Origin of the sequence: Dyadobacter sp., from assembly GCF_051859145.1 — a bacterium.
In the GTDB taxonomy this organism is placed as follows: domain Bacteria; phylum Bacteroidota; class Bacteroidia; order Cytophagales; family Spirosomataceae; genus Dyadobacter.
In genome coordinates this window covers 1-15,786 of the sequence record NZ_JBHYGF010000010.1, presented here as the reverse complement: position 1 = coordinate 15,786, position 15,786 = coordinate 1, and the positions used below count along the sequence as shown (strand labels likewise).

The following is a 15,786-nucleotide window of genomic DNA, read 5'->3' as shown; positions in this document are numbered from 1 at the left end:
GGCTGGTATCAGGTCCATCGATCCGCGGGTTAAGTCTGTTTGTAAGCCGGCAACTGCATTCAACACGGGAGTTGTGCAAAAGGAAAAGCCGAAAGAAGTTAAAGAGCCGGTCAAAAAGACGGGTGGCACATTTTGGGATAACATCAATAATATTATCGGAAAAAAGGACGATAGTTTAGGCGACTATTGATAATCAGTAGAAATTATGACCAAATCAACCCCGGAAAAAACATTGAACAAGAGCTTGTTGCAAGCATTAGATCAGGACTATATTGTGAACGAAATCGTAAAGGATTATCCAGTCGACCAGCAGGAGGAACCTGCTATTATCAAGGTAATCGGAGTAGGCGGAGGCGGTAGCAATGCCGTAAACTACATGTTTGAACGTAAGATCAAAGATGTGGAATTCGCAGTTTGTAATACCGACAGACAGGCACTCGCGAATAGTCCCGTTCCCGTTAAAATCCAGCTTGGCGCTACATTGACCCAGGGACTTGGAGCTGGTACCGATGCTACAAAAGGTAAAGAAGCTGCTCTTGAAACGATTGAAGAGATCAAGGGTCTTCTGGGCGGATCAACGCAAATGGTCTTTATCACCGCAGGTATGGGTGGTGGAACTGGAACAGGCGCAGCTCCGGTAATCGCGCAGCTTGCCAGGGAAATGGGTAAGCTGACCGTGGCGGTAGTTACTGCACCTTATACGTGGGAAGGATTTGACAAGAAAGAACAGGCACTCGAAGGTATTGAACAACTTAAAAAGTACTGCGACACGGTACTGGTTGTTTTGAATGACAAACTGGAAGAGCTGTTTGAAGATATGACCATCACGCAGGCATTTGCCGAAGCAGATGGAATTCTTTTGAATGCAGTGAAAAGTATTTCCGAAATCATTACCACAAATGGAAATATCAACACTGACTTTAAAGATGTTGAGAAAGTACTGAAAAAGGCAGGTCAGTCCGTAATGGGAACCTCCGAAGCGACTGGTACCGATCGCGCGCAGGTAGCTATTAAAGAAGCACTGGATTCCCCGCTTCTGAACGACCGGGATATCCGCGGCGCAAAACGTATCCTCGTAACACTTGCTACCAGCAAGAAAAAGGAGGCTACGATGAAGGAACAACGCGAGATATGGAGCTATGTATTGTCGCAAGTGGGCGGCGAAGCGCGTATGTTCAAGCTGGGTACGATTATCGACGATTCGCTGGTTGACAAACTACGCGTTACGATTGTGGCAGCAGGTTTTGACAGCATTGAATCTCCGATCCCGGGCATTAAGTTGTCGCATAAGTTTCCAGGTACCGTTGAAACGGCGGTAAATGGATTTGAAGTAAAAGAAGAAGTCGCTGTTGATCAGGAGGAGATTGTGCTGACGGAAGATGTTTTTGAAAACACACCAACGAGCTCGGTTGATCTGGTAATGGAAAAAGAACCAGTTTCAACAGGTTTCGAGCCAGTTAATATTTCTCTGACCGAAGTGGGAGAAAACGACGACTGGTCAGAAGAAGATAACGAAGATTTAAGAATTATGATCGATTCCTTCAAGGATGGGCTTGTAAAGTTCGCTGACCTGGAAGGACCGGCATTCAGAAGAAGCCGGGCGGAACTCTGGAAAAGACCGGCGATTCCGGCATTCGAAATGGAACAGCATTGGTTGAAATAATGGAGAAGGGAGCTAAAAGCTCCCTTTTTTCTTTTACTCAAAAATGAATAAGTTGCCCGGCCTGCATTTCCAAAAGCTCTTTGTATAATGCATTTGACATAACATTGTCATGAAAATGTGAGCGGATCTGAGCCAGCTTTACTCTTAATGCAAGCGTATTCATTCCGAGGTAACTGAAAACATCGTTCAGGTGGCTTAATGCAATTGCAGCTCCCTGCATATTAGAGGATAACCCAACCAAGGCAGCTTTTTTATTTGCAAAACTGTTGGGGTAAGGAAGTCCGTCGATGAATGCCTTTAATACGCCAGGGTAAGATCCATTGTATTCCGGAACGATAAACACGAATTTGTCAGTTTGTTCCAGAAGCGACCTGAGGTTGTTGAAATCCTCATTTTTACCTGAATTTGCGTACAAAGCAGAGACTGTAAAATCGTCGGGCAAATTAACAAGATCAAGAATAATGCTCGGCGCGCCGAGGTGATTCAGAATGGACTGATAGTATTCCGCAATTTTCCGTGACATGGAGCTGGGCCTGTTGGTTCCAACGATGATCACAATTGGTGAAGGAGCTGTACTCATTTAGATTATAAATAAACCGTCAAATCGTCGGTTTTATAGTAACAAATTACTTTGAAAATTGTTCATACCAGACTGGCTGCTGCATTCTTCGGCAACAGGTATCATCAGGATACCCACATAAAAAAACATTTATTCTTATATTTGAGTCTTGTATTCATCATGAAATTAATATAAGCTGCTCGTAGCGAAGCTGTTATATTTACAATCAACCCACAAGAAACATGTCCTGGTTCATTCGGAAAGAGAAAGGTATCAATACACCAACAGAAATGAAGCGCGAGGCGCCTGATGGTTTGTGGTATCAGTGTTCAAATTGCAAGAAGATTACTCCTACCAGAGAACATAAGCAGAATGCTTTCACCTGCCCGCATTGTAATTACCACGAGAAAGTAGGATCAGATGTTTACTTCAACCTGCTTTTCGACGATAACGAGTTCATTGAACTGGACGCTGAATTGAAGTCCGGGGATCCTTTGCACTTTGTCGATACCAAAGCTTATCCGGATCGGATTAAGTCGACAATGCAAAAAACAGGGCTGAAAGATGCGGTGAGAACCGGTCACGGCAAGATGAACGAAATGGACATCGTTATTGCCTGTATGGATTTCAATTTCATAGGCGGATCAATGGGTTCTGTTGTAGGAGAGAAAATTGCCCGCGCTATTTCGTATGCGCTTGAACATAAATTCCCGTTTCTGATGATTTCAAAATCGGGTGGTGCAAGGATGATGGAGGCAGGATTTTCATTAATGCAAATGGCGAAAACTTCCGCGCGCCTCGCCCAGCTGTCAGAAGCGAAGGTGCCTTATATTTCTTTGTTAACTGATCCGACAACCGGTGGTGTTACAGCTTCCTATGCAATGCTTGGCGATTTTAACATTTCAGAGCCTGAGGCATTGATCGGCTTTGCCGGCCCGCGGGTAATTCGGGAAACTATCGGAAAGGATCTGCCGAAAGGATTCCAAAGCGCCGAATTCGTTCTGGAACATGGTTTCCTCGATTTTATCGTTGACAGAAAGGATTTGAAAGACAAATTAACAAGTTTGCTCTCTATGCTGAAATAATATGCGTCTGATCTCCCACCCGGTACTTTGCAATTATTATGTAACCTATCGTTGCAATGCTTCCTGCGGTTTTTGCGATATCTGGGAGAAACCTTCGCCATATATTACAGTTGAAAATCTTCGTGAGAATTTACGGGATTTAAAGAAGCTTGGCGTTAAGGTCATTGACTTTACCGGTGGTGAGCCTTTGCTTCACAGGCAGCTTGACGTGCTTTTAAAAGAAGCAAAGGATCATGGAATGATCACCACGGTAACCAGCAATGGTCTGCTATATCCAAAACAGGCCGAAAAGCTGCGTGGCCTGGTAGATATGCTGCATTTCTCACTCGACTCGCCTGACCGCGATGAGCACGACATATCGCGGGGTGTGAAGTGTTTTGACAAAGTAATGGAGTCCATTGCTATTGCGAAGTCACTCGGTGAGCGGCCTGATATCATCTTTACGGTTTTTGAAGATAACATTGGCAAGATCCGGCAGCTATGGGAAGAAGTGTGCATTCCCAACGATCTTGTGCTAATATTGAATCCCGTTTTCGAGTATGACAAAGTTGGGTCGAATCTTTCTGAAGTAGCTTTAAAAGAGTTGCTTTGGTGGGCGAAGCAAAAAAATGTTTATCTCAACGAAGCCTTTGTACAATTGCGGCTCGATGGCGGAAATCACGTGGAAGCTCCTGTTTGTAAAGCAGCCAGCACAACCATAGTTATTTCGCCCGAGAACAAGCTTGTATTACCCTGTTACCATTTAGGTTTAAAAGACTTTCCCATTGAAGGTAATCTGTTTGAGCTTTATCACTCCGATGAGGTTCAGAAGCTGGTTGCATTGGAAGGCCGACTTCCGGCTTGCGAAGGTTGCGTAATCAATTGCTACATGCAGCCCTCATTTGCAGTTGAAATGAACAAGTACTGGTGGAAGGCGCTGCCAAGCACAATTAAATACAACCGGCTCAAAGGTACCTGGCGTCAAATGGTTAGGTTCTGAGACTCAGGGGCAGTTTTCTTTTCTTCTCGTATCCGTGATCGCACTGATTTTCCAGCCGGCTTTGGTGTTTATCAATGTAAATACATTAACGCCACAGTGAGAGAAAGTCTCGCCCAGGTAAAACTTATATGGCGCCCATACAATTGCCATGGGTTCGTCAATACTCACTTTTACATCGTAAATCCTTTCGTCCCACTTCTCCTTGTGCGGCGTGCCTACCGCTTTGATAAAGCCCTGCATATTGCTGGTATGTGCAACTGTTGAGTCAGCTTTGTTTTTGGATAATGAAGTTAATGCACAGTCTGCTGTGACAACACTTCTGAGAGAAAGTGAATCTCCGGCGCGCATTGCATCAAACATCTTATTAACAACTGCTTTCACTTCGGCTGATTTATCCTGTGCAATCACATTATGATTAGTAAGGATAAGTAATGCGAATACAAATGCATTTTGCATTGATCGCGTCAGGTGTGATTTCATGTGTTGGTATAGTTTTAACAAAAAATTAATTTTGAGCCCTTTATAATTCATGATATGTCTGAAAAAATAGTTAAAAAAGTAGATATAAAGAATCGCAGGGCTTCGTTCGAGTACTTTTTTCTGGAAGAAATCACCGCAGGAATAGCGCTGACAGGGACCGAGATCAAGTCTATCAGGCAAGGTAAAGTCAATTTTCAGGACGCTTATTGTCTATTCATGGATAATGAGCTGTATGTGAGGAGCCTTCATATTTCACCTTACACAGAAGGCACGCATTATAACCACGAGCCAATGCGGGATCGCAAGCTGCTGATTACTAAAAGAGAGCGGCGGAAGTTAACTGAGGGACTAAAAGATCAGGGACTAACGATCATTCCGGTGAGGATGTTTACGAATGACCGCGGCCTCGCCAAGCTGCACATTGCGCTGGCAAAAGGTAAAAAGCTTTACGATAAGCGCGATAGTATCAAAGAAAGAGATGTGAAGCGAGAGAACGACCGCGCCGGGTACTGAGTTGGTGCTCAGTAATTTTGAGCCTGCATTGCGGATTTATTATTTAGGATTTTTGTTATCTTGTCATAAATAATTACCTCGATGTGTCATGGGTAAAGTACTGGTTCTTAATCAAGATTACAGCGCATTAAGTGTTTGCACAGTTCCGAAGGCTTTTTTATTAGTCTACATGAACAAGGCTGAAATGCTGGCCGAGTCCCGAAGGCAGTATTTACGTACCGTAAACGATCAGTATCCGATGCCGGTTGTCATACGCCTTCACCGCTACATACATATTCCGTATCGAGGTGTTGTCATGACCCGGCAAAATCTTTTTAAGAGGGACGGTAACCGGTGCCAGTATTGTGGAACGCATGACAATCTTACACTAGACCATGTGATACCGAAGTCGAGGGGCGGCAAAACTACATGGGACAATCTGGCTACTGCCTGTAAGCGCTGCAATTCAAGGAAAGGCGACCATACCCCAGAGGAAATTGATATGCCGCTTAGACAGCGTCCCTTCCGCCCGTCTTTTCTAATGTTTATAAGAGACTTTTCTGGCCTGGCAGATGATGAATGGCTACCATATCTGGGTTCCAAAGAGAGAACCTATTAATATAGCCAAGTACATTGCTTTCGTAAGTGCCTGTTTCTTGCGGGGCTTACCCTTCACTTTGCATTCAAATAAAATTCCCGCATCCCTTCGGAATTTACCTTGAAACGCGTACTTTTGCGCTCTCATTTTTTTTTCAAAAATGCTTGTTTAACTAATTTTCAGCTAGGTAGCTCGCAAGCTGATGTATTCAAGAGCTATAATTCCTATTTATGTCTAAGGAAAAACAAAATCAACCTCTTCCTGATTTCGATTGGGACAAAGCAGCAGACAAAGGCTTTGGTACTGGCTATTCAAGCGCTGACCGTAGCAGTCTGGAACAAATGTATGAGACTACTCTTTCTCCTGTTCAGGAAAAAGAAGTTGTTAAAGGTGTAGTAGTTGGTATTACTGACCGTGAAGTGATCCTGAATATCGGTTTCAAATCTGACGGTATCGTTTCATCTAACGAATTCCGCGATTTACCGGGAATGAAAATCGGTGACGAGGTGGAAGTTTACGTGGAGAACCAGGAAGACGCACAAGGTCAGCTTGTTCTATCACGCAAAAAAGCAAAAGTTATTACTGCATGGGATAACATCCAGAAATCATTTGATGAGGATGTGGTTATCGATGCAAATGTTAAAAGAAGAACCAAAGGTGGTCTTATCGTTGATATCTTCGGTATTGAAGCATTCTTGCCAGGTTCTCAGATTGATGTTAAGCCAATCCGCGATTTCGACATTTTTGTTGGAAAACGTATGGAGGTTAAAGTTGTTAAGATCAACTACGCAAACGACAACGTAGTAGTATCTCACAAAGTACTGATCGAAAAAGATCTTGAAGCACAACGTCAGCAAATCCTGAACAACCTTGAAAAAGGTCAGGTACTTGAAGGTGTGATCAAAAACATGACCAACTTTGGTGTGTTTATCGACCTTGGTGGAGTTGACGGATTGTTGCACATCACTGATATTTCGTGGGGACGTATTAACCACCCATCGGATCTGTTGTCACTTGATCAAAAACTTAATGTTGTTGTTCTTGACTTCGATGAGGAGAAAAAACGTATTTCACTTGGTTTGAAACAACTTCAGTCTCACCCTTGGGATTCTCTTGATGAGGAAATCCAGGTTGGATCGAAAGTTACAGGCCGCATTGTTAATGTTGCAGATTACGGCGCATTCCTTGAGATTAAGCCGGGTGTTGAAGGTTTGATCCACGTTTCTGAAATGTCATGGTCTCAGCACCTGCGCAATCCCCAGGAATTCATGAATGTAAATGATGAAATCAGTGCAGTAGTATTGACACTGGATCGTCAGGAGCGTAAAATGTCACTTGGTATCAAACAACTGACTGAGGATCCTTGGACTCAGGCTTCTCTTAAAGAGAAATATGCGGTTGGAACACGTCATAAAGGTGTGGTTCGCAACCTTACAAACTTCGGCTTGTTTATTGAGCTTGAAGAAGGTATCGACGGTCTGGTACACGTTTCAGATCTTTCCTGGACTAAGAAGATCAAGCATCCATCTGATTTCGTAAAAGTGAATGATGAGCTGGAAGTTGTAGTTCTTGAACTTGACGCGGATAACCGCCGTCTTGCTCTTGGCCACAAGCAATTGGAAGAAAATCCTTGGGATACTTTCGAAAGCATCTTTGAAGTAGGTTCAGTACATAAATCTACTATTGTTGCAAAAGGCGATAAGTTTGCTACACTTGAGCTTCCTTACGGAATTGAAGGAATTGCAGCTATCAAAAATCTTGCAAAAGAAGATGGTACACTTGCTGAGGTAGGTGAGAGCCTTGACTTCACTGTTCTTGAATTCCTGAAAGACGAGAAGAAAATCGTTCTGACACATTCAAAAGTTAAGCACGTTCCTGCTGAGGAAAAGAAAGAAGAAAGACCTGCTAAGTCTGCACCGGCAAAAGCGTCAAATACTGATGCTCCTGCAAAAGACGCAGAAAAATCTACTTTCGGAGACCTTAGTGTTCTCTCTGCATTGAAAGAACAAATGGAAGAAAGTGAAAAAAAGAGCAAAAAGTAATTAATAATGGCGAATAGCCAGAAAAATTGATACTTTTGCACCCGGATTAGCTGTAAGCCTTACAGCGTGCAGCTAATCCAAATTTGGTTCCGTGGCCGAGTGGCTAGGCAGAGGTCTGCAAAACCTCGTACAGCGGTTCGAATCCGCTCGGAACCTCATCAGATTAGAGGGTAATTGGCACTGTATTTTGGGCACAAATAATTACTCAAAAAGTACCATTTGGTAAAGGCAGCTTGATATGCCTCCAGATGGTACTTTTTTTTGTCAAGATGCTGAAAATCAGTGTTATTTTTGTAGCATTAATCCGGTGAAAATGGCTAATAAATTAGACAAATTATAAATAAGATGGTGGTTTAAAATATCCCCTAAATACTTTTGTGGATAAAAAATCGTAAGCTAGTTTTGTCTGTTGAAGAATAATGAATAGTTGATTATGAATATATCATTCCGTAAGAACGCTAAGTTTTGTTCCTACTTAAGTTACTCAAGAATCCTTTTCACAATCGCCGTAGGGCTACTTTTGAGTGTGCAAAATCTTGCTTCTGCGCAGGATAGTACAGCTACGGCGGCAGCTCCTGCAGGTGGCGGTGACGCTGCAAAAGGTGAGGCACTTTTCAAAAACAATTGTGCGCAGTGTCATGCTGTGACTGACGAAAGAGTAGTAGGTCCTGGTTTGAAAGGTGCCAGCTCCCGTCACGATTTTGCCTGGCTGTCTAAGTGGGTACGTAATTCACAGGCTATGATTGCCGCGGGCGATCCTTATGCCGTTAAAATCTACAACGAGTATTCTAAAGCTCAGATGACAAGTTTTCCAAACTTGTCTGATGACGATATTAAAGGAATCTTCGCTTATGTAGATCAGGCGTCTACTGCTGCACCTGCAGCTGCGGCTGCTCCCGGTGGAGCTCCTGCTGCAGGAGGTGGTGGCGGGTCCGGCGGTGAAGGTCCTTCCGGTTTGTTTATGGTAGTTCTTGGTGCACTGGTTGTTGTAATGATCCTTGTGCTGGGTGTTCTGCTTGTAATCGTGTCGCTTTTGTCGAAAGCTGTAGGCGGAGAAGTAGAAACTGGTACGAAGCCGGACTTCATGACAAGACTGGGCAGTTCTTTAAAGAAAATCTCCTCAGACCCTGCTATTAGATCAGCAACACTTTGGATTTTCGTCCTTCTTGTGCTGAAAGCTACAATTGACGGTGCGTATAGTGTTGGAGTTCAGCAAGGTTATGCTCCCAAGCAGCCTATCGCATTCTCTCACAAACTGCATGCAGGAGAATACAAAATTGACTGTAACTACTGCCACACGGGTGTTAACAGAGGAAAGTCCGCGCACATTCCATCAGCAAACATCTGTATGAACTGCCACGGAGTAATCAAGAAGGAATCTCCTGAAATTCAAAAAATTTATACTTCTATCGAAAACAATCAGCCGATCGAATGGGTGAGGGTGCATAACCTTCCTGATCTGGCATACTTCAATCATGCCCAGCACGTAAATGTGGGTGGACTAGAATGCCAGAATTGCCATGGAGAAGTTGAGAAAATGGAAGTGATTCAACAGCGCTCATCTTTGACAATGGGATGGTGTATTGATTGTCACCGCAAAACAGAAGTAAATACCAAAGACAATCAATACTATGACAAGCTGGTTCAGCTGCACGCTTCGGAAAGTAAAGAGGCTTTGAAAGTAGCTGATATAGGTGGTCTGGAATGCTCTAAGTGCCACTATTAATCATCAAGAGAAAATAATACCCGAGAATACGACTCATTGTATTGAATAGTTTTATGGAAAACAATAGTAAAAGATACTGGCGGGGACTTGAGGAGTTGCGTAACGACGAGAAGTTTATAAAGGACGCAAGTTCAGAGTTTGCTGGTGAACCAACTGAAAGCCAATACGAAAGTTTGGTGGACGGAGCTGGTACGCATCGTCGCGATTTTTTGAAAGTCCTTGGCTTTGGTATGGCAGCGGTATCTTTGGCAGCGTGTGATGCCCCGGTTAAAAAGGCAATTCCATACGTGAATAAGCCGGAAGGTGAATTTCCGACCATTGCAAACTGGTATGCGTCTACTTATGCAGAAGGTGGAGATTACACTAGTATTTTAGTAAAAACCCGTGAAGGAAGGCCCGTTAAGATCGAAGGTAACTCGCTTTCGAAGGTTTCTTATGGGGTAAGTTCAAGAGCACATGCATCCCTCCTGGGCTTGTATGACAATGAAAAACTAAGAGGCCCTAAAAAGGGAGATGATACAAAAGTTAGCTGGGAGACTGTTGACAAGGAAATTCAGGATCAGCTTACTCAGATTGCGGCAGGAGGAGGAGCTATTCGTATTCTTACATCTACCGTTTTAAGCCCATCTACAAAAGCGGTTATTGCAGATTTCACAGCTAAATATCCTACCACCAGCCACGTAGTTTATGATGCAAATTCTGCTTATGGAATTCTAAAAGCCAATGAGGCCTCATTTGGCAAAGCTGTTCTTCCTTCCTATGATTTCAGTAAAGCAAAGGTCATTGTTGGAATAGACGCTGATTTTCTGGGTACCTGGCTTGCGCCGGACCTTTATTCTGCACAGTTTGCTGAGACGCGGCGTGTGAGCAGCGAAAAAGGGGGTAAGAAGGAAATGTCCCGCCTTTATCAATTTGAATCAATCTTGTCTTTGACAGGATCAAATGCAGATTACCGTACTGCCGTAAAACCTTCTCAGCTTGGGTTGGTTGCAGCTGCATTATATAATAAAGTAGCGGCGAAATTAGGTGGTTCACCTGTTTCAGTTGCTGCGGTTAACATTCCTAATCTGGATAAGGCAGCGGCAGAATTGATAGCTGCAAAAGGGCAGGCTTTAGTTGTTTGTGGAATTAATGATCCTTCCGTACAAGTGGTTGTTAATGCATTGAACAATCTGCTGGGTGCCTATGGCACTTTGATCAACCTGGACAAGCCTGCTTACTATCGTCAGGGAAATGACGTGGCGATGAACCAGCTTATCGAGGAAGTTAAAGGCGGCAAGGTTTCAGCAGTTATTCTATGGGGAGCAAATCCGGTATATGATCACCCACGTGGTGCCGAACTGGCTGCGGCTCTTCCAAAAGTTTCATTAAGCGTATCATTCAATGATCGTGCTGATGAAACATCCTCTCTGTTCAAATACATTCTTCCTGCTCCTCATTACCTGGAGTCGTGGAACGACGCTGAACCTGTTGCTGGATCATACAGCTTGACTCAGCCTGCAATCAGTCTGATTTTCAATACGAGACAAGGCCAGTCTAGTTTACTGAAGTGGGCTGGTTTACCAACTGATTACCACGAATACGTAAAATCATACTGGAGAAAAAATATTTTTGCTCAGGGTGGAACCGGTGGGTTCGAGCAGTTCTGGGTGAAATCTTTGCATGACGGCGTGTTTGAATCGAATTCCGCGGCTTCGGCTGGTGGAAGTGTTGCATTCAATGGCAATCTAAGTGCTGCTGCTTCGGCAATCTCTAAGAATTATAAGGCGTCTACATCAGGTATCGAGCTCGCTATTTTTGAGAATGTTGGTGTAGGAAATGGTGCATCTGCGAACAATCCATGGTTGCAGGAATTGCCCGATCCTATTACTAAAGCTTGCTGGGACAACCATGCAGGCCTTTCTCAGAAAACAGCTACTGAACTGAGCCTTGCACAAGGTGATGTCGTAAAGGTGGAGTTTAAAGGAAAGTCTGTTGAGCTGCCTGTTATTGTTCAACCGGGACTTGCCAATGGAACTGTTGCAGTTTCGATTGGTTACGGTCGCGAGAAGGCTGGGAAGTCTGCTAATGGTGTTGGCAAGAATATCTATCCATTTGCAACATTCACTGACGGCTATCTTTCTTTTGCTCCGGGTGAAGTAACAATCTCAAAGACTGGAGACACCAGGGAGATTGCTCAGACACAGACACATAGTACTGTGATGAACCGTAAATCAGTTCTTCAGGAAACAGTACTAGCACATTTCCAGAAAGATCCGATGGCTGGCAGATTTGCTCCAACTATTCCAACTTCTGAGGGAACAGTTGACGCCACAGATCTGACACTTTGGAATGGACATAAATACAAGAATCACTCGTGGGGAATGGTGATCGACCTTAACACTTGTTTTGGTTGTGGTTCATGTGTGATCAGTTGCCAGAATGAGAATAATGTACCTGTTGTAGGTCGTCAGGAAGTGATCAACAGTCGCGAGATGCACTGGTTGCGGATTGATCGTTATTACAGCAGCGATGCGGATGTTGAAGATTTGAGAGGTTTGGAAATCGCTTCTGAAAATCCGGAAGTTACCTTCCAGCCGATGCTTTGCCAACATTGTAATAACGCGCCTTGCGAAACTGTTTGTCCTGTATTGGCAACTACGCATAGCTCGGAAGGATTAAACCAAATGACTTACAACCGTTGTGTTGGTACAAGGTATTGTGCAAATAACTGCCCATACAAAGTACGTCGCTTCAACTGGTTCAAATATTTTGACAACGATAACTACGACTACCACTTCAATAATGATCTTGGTAAGATGGTTATTAATCCTGATGTAACTGTACGTTCAAGAGGGGTAATTGAGAAGTGTTCGCTTTGCGTTCACAGGATCCAGGAAGCCAAGCTTACTGCAAGGAAAGAAAGAAGACGCATTGTGGATGGTGAAGTGAATGTTGCATGTGCATCGTCATGCCCAACCAATGCAATTACATTTGGTGACATGAATGATCCGGAAAGTAGAATATCCAAGATTCTGGAAACCGAGAAAGAGGGACGTGCATTCCACGTGTTGGAAGAGATCAACACCAGGCCGCAATTGTCTTACCTGACTAAGATACGGAATAAGGATGTGGCTGCCGCGAAGCCTGCAAGTGAGAAAGAACACGCGTAATTTGAAGCTTAGTTTTTGAAGATAAATCATTATAAAAACACAATAGTATGCATGTTACATCACCTGTAAGAGAACCCCTGATTCAAGGTGGGAAGACGTACGCAGACGTAACGGAAGATATATGCCGCCATGTTGAAAGTGCTCCGACCAAGGAGTGGAAGATTGCATTCGGCCTATCGCTTGTAGTTTTGGCATACGGAACTGTCTGCCTTGCCTGGACCTGGTGGGAAGGTCTTGGTGTCTGGGGTTTGAATAAGACAGTAGGTTGGGCCTGGGATATCACCAACTTTGTATGGTGGGTAGGTATTGGTCACGCCGGAACCCTGATCTCCGCAATCCTTTTGCTATTCCGTCAGAAGTGGAGAACTTCAATTAACCGTGCAGCTGAGGCGATGACGATTTTCGCCGTTATCTGCGCAGCATCTTTCATTCTGATGCACATGGGCCGTCCATGGATGGCGTACTGGGCTTTGCCTCTTCCTAATGCATTTGGTTCACTTTGGGTTAACTTTAATTCACCGCTTGTTTGGGACGTTTTTGCAATTAGTACTTATTTCTCTGTTTCCCTTGTATTCTGGTACATAGGTCTAATACCTGATCTTGCAACGATCCGTGACCGTGCTACCAGCAAAGTGTCCCGTTTTATGTATGGAACGTTTGCAATGGGCTGGGATGGTTCTGCAAAAACCTGGGCTCGTTACGAGTACATCAGCTTAATCCTTGCGGGTCTCTCTACGCCACTTGTACTTTCGGTACACACGATTGTAAGTATGGACTTTGCAACTTCTGTTATCCCGGGGTGGCATACAACGATCTTCCCTCCTTACTTCGTTGCAGGTGCAATTTTCTCAGGATTTGCAATGGTGCAAAACCTGATGCTGATTACGCGTGTGGTTTACAAATTGGAAGACTACATTACACTGGAACACATTGAAACGATGAATAAAGTAATTACCCTGACCGGTTCTGTTGTGGGTGTTGCTTATATCACCGAGTTCTTTATTGCTTGGTACGGAGGTGTTGAATACGAATACTACGCTTTCTTCAACCGTATGACCGGACCTTACTGGTGGGCTTACTGGGCGATGATGACATGTAACGTAATCTCTCCTCAGTTATTCTGGTCAAGAAAACTGCGTCGCAGCATCACATTCACATTCTTTATCTCGGTAGTTGTAAACATCGGTATGTGGTTCGAGCGGTTTGTAATTATCGTTACATCATTGCACCGTGACTATCTGCCTTCTAGCTGGGCAATGTTCTCGCCAACACGTTACGATATTGGTGACTACATTTTCTCTTTCGGCTTATTCTTTACATTGTTCCTTTTGTTCTCAAAATATCTACCGGTTGTGAATATGGCAGAGGTAAAGGCAGTGTTAAGATCCACATCAGCTCAGTTACCTGCTAAGATCTCCGGAGTTGCCAAAGTAAGGCAGCGTGGTACAGCTGAGCCGGCTTACGATAAGGACAAAGAATAAGAGACTTTCTGATATTTAATTATAAGTAATAGTATGGCAGAATTATCTGGTAAGTATTTGGTCGGAGTTTATGACGATGACGATACTGTGCTTCACGCAGTGCCAAGGCTTAGAAAGGCAGGCGTCAAAATTAAAGAAGTGTATTCCCCCTTCCCGATCCACGGAATGGATGAAGCACTTGGTCATCCCCGCACTAGGATTGGTATTGCTGCATTTATGTTTGGAGTAACTGGATGTATCTGTGCACTTACCTTGATGATCTGGACGATGGGTATAGACTGGCCGATGATTGTAGGTGGTAAAGACCCGATCTCTATCCCCAACTATATTCCTATAACATTTGAGTTAACTGTACTTTTTACTGCCTTTGGGATGGTTACTACCTTCTTTATCTCCAATGGACTTGGACCTGGAAGTCATTTTCATCCCAGATTTGATCTACGCTCAACAGATAACAAGTTTGTGATGGCTATTGATCTTGGAAGAAACTCAATGACAGTGGACGAAATTTCACGAGCATTAAAGGACAGTGGGGCTGAGGAAGTCAACATCAAGCAATTTTAATGAAGTTTGAGACGATGAAATTTAAGAGTTTATATAAAGGTCTGTTTGTTGCTGCGGTGTTCTTGTCAGCTGTATCTAGCTGTAAGAAAGACCCGAGTGATCCTGGAAAAGAATATGCGCCTAATATGTATTTGCCGGTAGGGTATGAACCTTACAAGCAAGAAAAGGCTAATCCGATCAACCCAATGGGTTTGACAATGAGATTGCCGGTTGCAGGTACAGTAGCTAGGAGGAATTACAAAACCACATTTGGCGAAAGCGATTCTGCAACGGTTGATTTAATGGTCTACAACATACCCGCGGATAGTATCTCAATTGCTGAAAAGGTTTTAAAGAACCCGATTCCTTTCAATGAGGGCACGTTGGCGGAAGGAAAAGTTTTGTACGAAAGATATTGCCAGCATTGTCACGGTGCTACTGGCGCAGGCGACGGTAAGGTCGGTGCGATGTATAAAGGGGTACCTAATTATGCAAGTGATGCTTACAAAACTATGAACGAAGGGCATATCTTTCACGTGATTACATACGGAAAAGCACGGATGTGGCCACATGGATCCCAGATAGACCCTGCTGAGCGCTGGAAAATCGTACACTATGTACAGAAGCTTCAGAAAGGAGCATAACATTAAATTGATTAACAGAAATATAATTAGATAATGGCATCAGCACATTCGATTCCTTCTATTGAAGAACGGTTTGAATTTACATCGGGAGCTAAGAGGAATTTACTAATAGGCGGTGGTGTAGGATTAGCCCTGATAGCTTTGGGAGCATATTTGGCAGCTACTGGCGGTGGCGGACATGAAGCTGCCGCACATGGCGCAGAACATGCTGCTGCAGCCGTGGGGCACGGAGCTGCTGAACATGGTGCTTCCGGCCATGAGGCAGTTAGTGCTGCGGCAGGTAGTCACCACGAAAAAAGCTGGGTAGCCAGGATTTGGGCAAACCTTTGGGTAAATGGCGTG

At 43.9% G+C, this 15,786-nt stretch carries 13 protein-coding genes, 1 tRNA gene and 2 pseudogenes; 14 read left to right on the top strand and 2 right to left on the bottom strand.

The features are described 5' to 3' along the window. Positions 1-190 (top strand): annotated as a pseudogene (locus ACTIE6_RS01205) (cell division protein FtsA); the annotation flags it as partial. 42 nt (positions 191-232) lie between these two features. Continuing rightward, positions 233-1,663 carry a cell division protein FtsZ gene (gene ftsZ, locus ACTIE6_RS01200; RefSeq protein WP_439554885.1) on the top strand — a complete coding sequence of 477 codons (1,431 nt, stop codon included), beginning with the start codon at positions 233-235 and terminating at the stop codon, positions 1,661-1,663. A 37-nt stretch (positions 1,664-1,700) separates the two neighbouring features. On the opposite strand, the gene ACTIE6_RS01195 is transcribed toward ftsZ, so the two are convergent. Beyond that, on the bottom strand, positions 1,701-2,243 hold the full coding sequence (locus tag ACTIE6_RS01195) for an NADPH-dependent FMN reductase (protein WP_439554884.1): 543 nt from the start codon (positions 2,241-2,243) through the stop codon (positions 1,701-1,703). 221 nt (positions 2,244-2,464) lie between these two features. Between ACTIE6_RS01195 and accD the strand changes: the two genes are divergently transcribed. Both accD and ACTIE6_RS01185 read left to right on the top strand, forming a co-directional pair. Then, positions 2,465-3,307, top strand: a complete 843-nt coding sequence (gene accD / locus ACTIE6_RS01190; RefSeq protein WP_439554883.1) for an acetyl-CoA carboxylase, carboxyltransferase subunit beta — start codon at positions 2,465-2,467, stop codon at positions 3,305-3,307. Position 3,308: 1 nt separating this feature from the next. Beyond that, positions 3,309-4,286, top strand: coding sequence for a radical SAM protein (locus ACTIE6_RS01185; protein WP_439554882.1), 978 nt, complete (start codon positions 3,309-3,311; stop codon positions 4,284-4,286). Positions 4,287-4,289: 3 nt separating this feature from the next. Here ACTIE6_RS01185 and ACTIE6_RS01180 read toward each other — a convergent pair whose 3' ends face one another. After that, positions 4,290-4,766 (bottom strand): nuclear transport factor 2 family protein, encoded by a 477-nt coding sequence (locus ACTIE6_RS01180; RefSeq protein ID WP_439554881.1) that lies wholly within the window; start codon positions 4,764-4,766, stop codon positions 4,290-4,292. 54 nt (positions 4,767-4,820) lie between these two features. Between ACTIE6_RS01180 and smpB the strand changes: the two genes are divergently transcribed. The 10 genes and pseudogenes from smpB to ACTIE6_RS01130 all read left to right on the top strand — a co-directional run. Next, a complete protein-coding gene (gene smpB, locus ACTIE6_RS01175) occupies positions 4,821-5,279 on the top strand; it encodes an SsrA-binding protein SmpB (protein WP_439554880.1) in 459 nt (152 codons plus the stop codon). Between the two features lie 88 nt (positions 5,280-5,367). Then, the gene (locus ACTIE6_RS01170) at positions 5,368-5,877 is read left to right on the top strand and encodes an HNH endonuclease (protein WP_056291112.1); all 510 of its coding nucleotides are present in this window, start codon (positions 5,368-5,370) and stop codon (positions 5,875-5,877) included. A 209-nt stretch (positions 5,878-6,086) separates the two neighbouring features. Further along, positions 6,087-7,898: a 30S ribosomal protein S1 gene (gene rpsA / locus ACTIE6_RS01165; RefSeq protein ID WP_439554879.1), complete on the top strand. Its 1,812-nt coding sequence runs from the start codon at positions 6,087-6,089 to the stop codon at positions 7,896-7,898. A gap of 85 nt (positions 7,899-7,983) precedes the next feature. Further along, positions 7,984-8,054, top strand: a tRNA-Cys gene (locus tag ACTIE6_RS01160). 277 nt (positions 8,055-8,331) lie between these two features. Next, the gene (locus tag ACTIE6_RS01155; RefSeq protein WP_439554878.1) at positions 8,332-9,624 is read left to right on the top strand and encodes a c-type cytochrome; all 1,293 of its coding nucleotides are present in this window, start codon (positions 8,332-8,334) and stop codon (positions 9,622-9,624) included. A gap of 53 nt (positions 9,625-9,677) precedes the next feature. Continuing rightward, positions 9,678-12,776: a TAT-variant-translocated molybdopterin oxidoreductase gene (locus tag ACTIE6_RS01150; protein ID WP_439554877.1), complete on the top strand. Its 3,099-nt coding sequence runs from the start codon at positions 9,678-9,680 to the stop codon at positions 12,774-12,776. Between the two features lie 47 nt (positions 12,777-12,823). Further along, positions 12,824-14,257 carry an NrfD/PsrC family molybdoenzyme membrane anchor subunit gene (gene nrfD / locus ACTIE6_RS01145; RefSeq protein ID WP_056291119.1) on the top strand — a complete coding sequence of 478 codons (1,434 nt, stop codon included), beginning with the start codon at positions 12,824-12,826 and terminating at the stop codon, positions 14,255-14,257. Between the two features lie 33 nt (positions 14,258-14,290). After that, entirely contained in the window at positions 14,291-14,821 is a 531-nt protein-coding gene (locus ACTIE6_RS01140) for a DUF3341 domain-containing protein (RefSeq protein WP_056291120.1), read from the top strand. Beyond that, complete coding sequence (locus ACTIE6_RS01135; RefSeq protein ID WP_056291122.1) at positions 14,821-15,444, top strand: c-type cytochrome; 624 nt, start codon at positions 14,821-14,823, stop codon at positions 15,442-15,444. Before ACTIE6_RS01140 ends, ACTIE6_RS01135 begins: the two co-directional genes overlap by 1 nt. 33 nt (positions 15,445-15,477) lie before the next feature. Beyond that, positions 15,478-15,786: pseudogene (locus ACTIE6_RS01130) on the top strand (quinol:cytochrome C oxidoreductase); the annotation flags it as partial.

Excerpts from the sequence above, each read along its gene's own strand:
- ACTIE6_RS01195 (WP_439554884.1), bottom strand. The coding sequence starts at position 2,243 with ATGAGTACAGCTCCTTCACCAATTGTGATCATCGTTGGAACCAACAGG.
- accD (WP_439554883.1), top strand. The coding sequence starts at position 2,465 with ATGTCCTGGTTCATTCGGAAAGAGAAAGGTATCAATACACCAACAGAA.
- ACTIE6_RS01185 (WP_439554882.1), top strand. The coding sequence starts at position 3,309 with ATGCGTCTGATCTCCCACCCGGTACTTTGCAATTATTATGTAACCTAT.
- ACTIE6_RS01180 (WP_439554881.1), bottom strand. The coding sequence starts at position 4,766 with ATGAAATCACACCTGACGCGATCAATGCAAAATGCATTTGTATTCGCA.
- smpB (WP_439554880.1), top strand. The coding sequence starts at position 4,821 with ATGTCTGAAAAAATAGTTAAAAAAGTAGATATAAAGAATCGCAGGGCT.
- ACTIE6_RS01170 (WP_056291112.1), top strand. The coding sequence starts at position 5,368 with ATGGGTAAAGTACTGGTTCTTAATCAAGATTACAGCGCATTAAGTGTT.
- rpsA (WP_439554879.1), top strand. The coding sequence starts at position 6,087 with ATGTCTAAGGAAAAACAAAATCAACCTCTTCCTGATTTCGATTGGGAC.
- ACTIE6_RS01155 (WP_439554878.1), top strand. The coding sequence starts at position 8,332 with ATGAATATATCATTCCGTAAGAACGCTAAGTTTTGTTCCTACTTAAGT.
- ACTIE6_RS01150 (WP_439554877.1), top strand. The coding sequence starts at position 9,678 with ATGGAAAACAATAGTAAAAGATACTGGCGGGGACTTGAGGAGTTGCGT.
- nrfD (WP_056291119.1), top strand. The coding sequence starts at position 12,824 with ATGCATGTTACATCACCTGTAAGAGAACCCCTGATTCAAGGTGGGAAG.
- ACTIE6_RS01140 (WP_056291120.1), top strand. The coding sequence starts at position 14,291 with ATGGCAGAATTATCTGGTAAGTATTTGGTCGGAGTTTATGACGATGAC.
- ACTIE6_RS01135 (WP_056291122.1), top strand. The coding sequence starts at position 14,821 with ATGAAGTTTGAGACGATGAAATTTAAGAGTTTATATAAAGGTCTGTTT.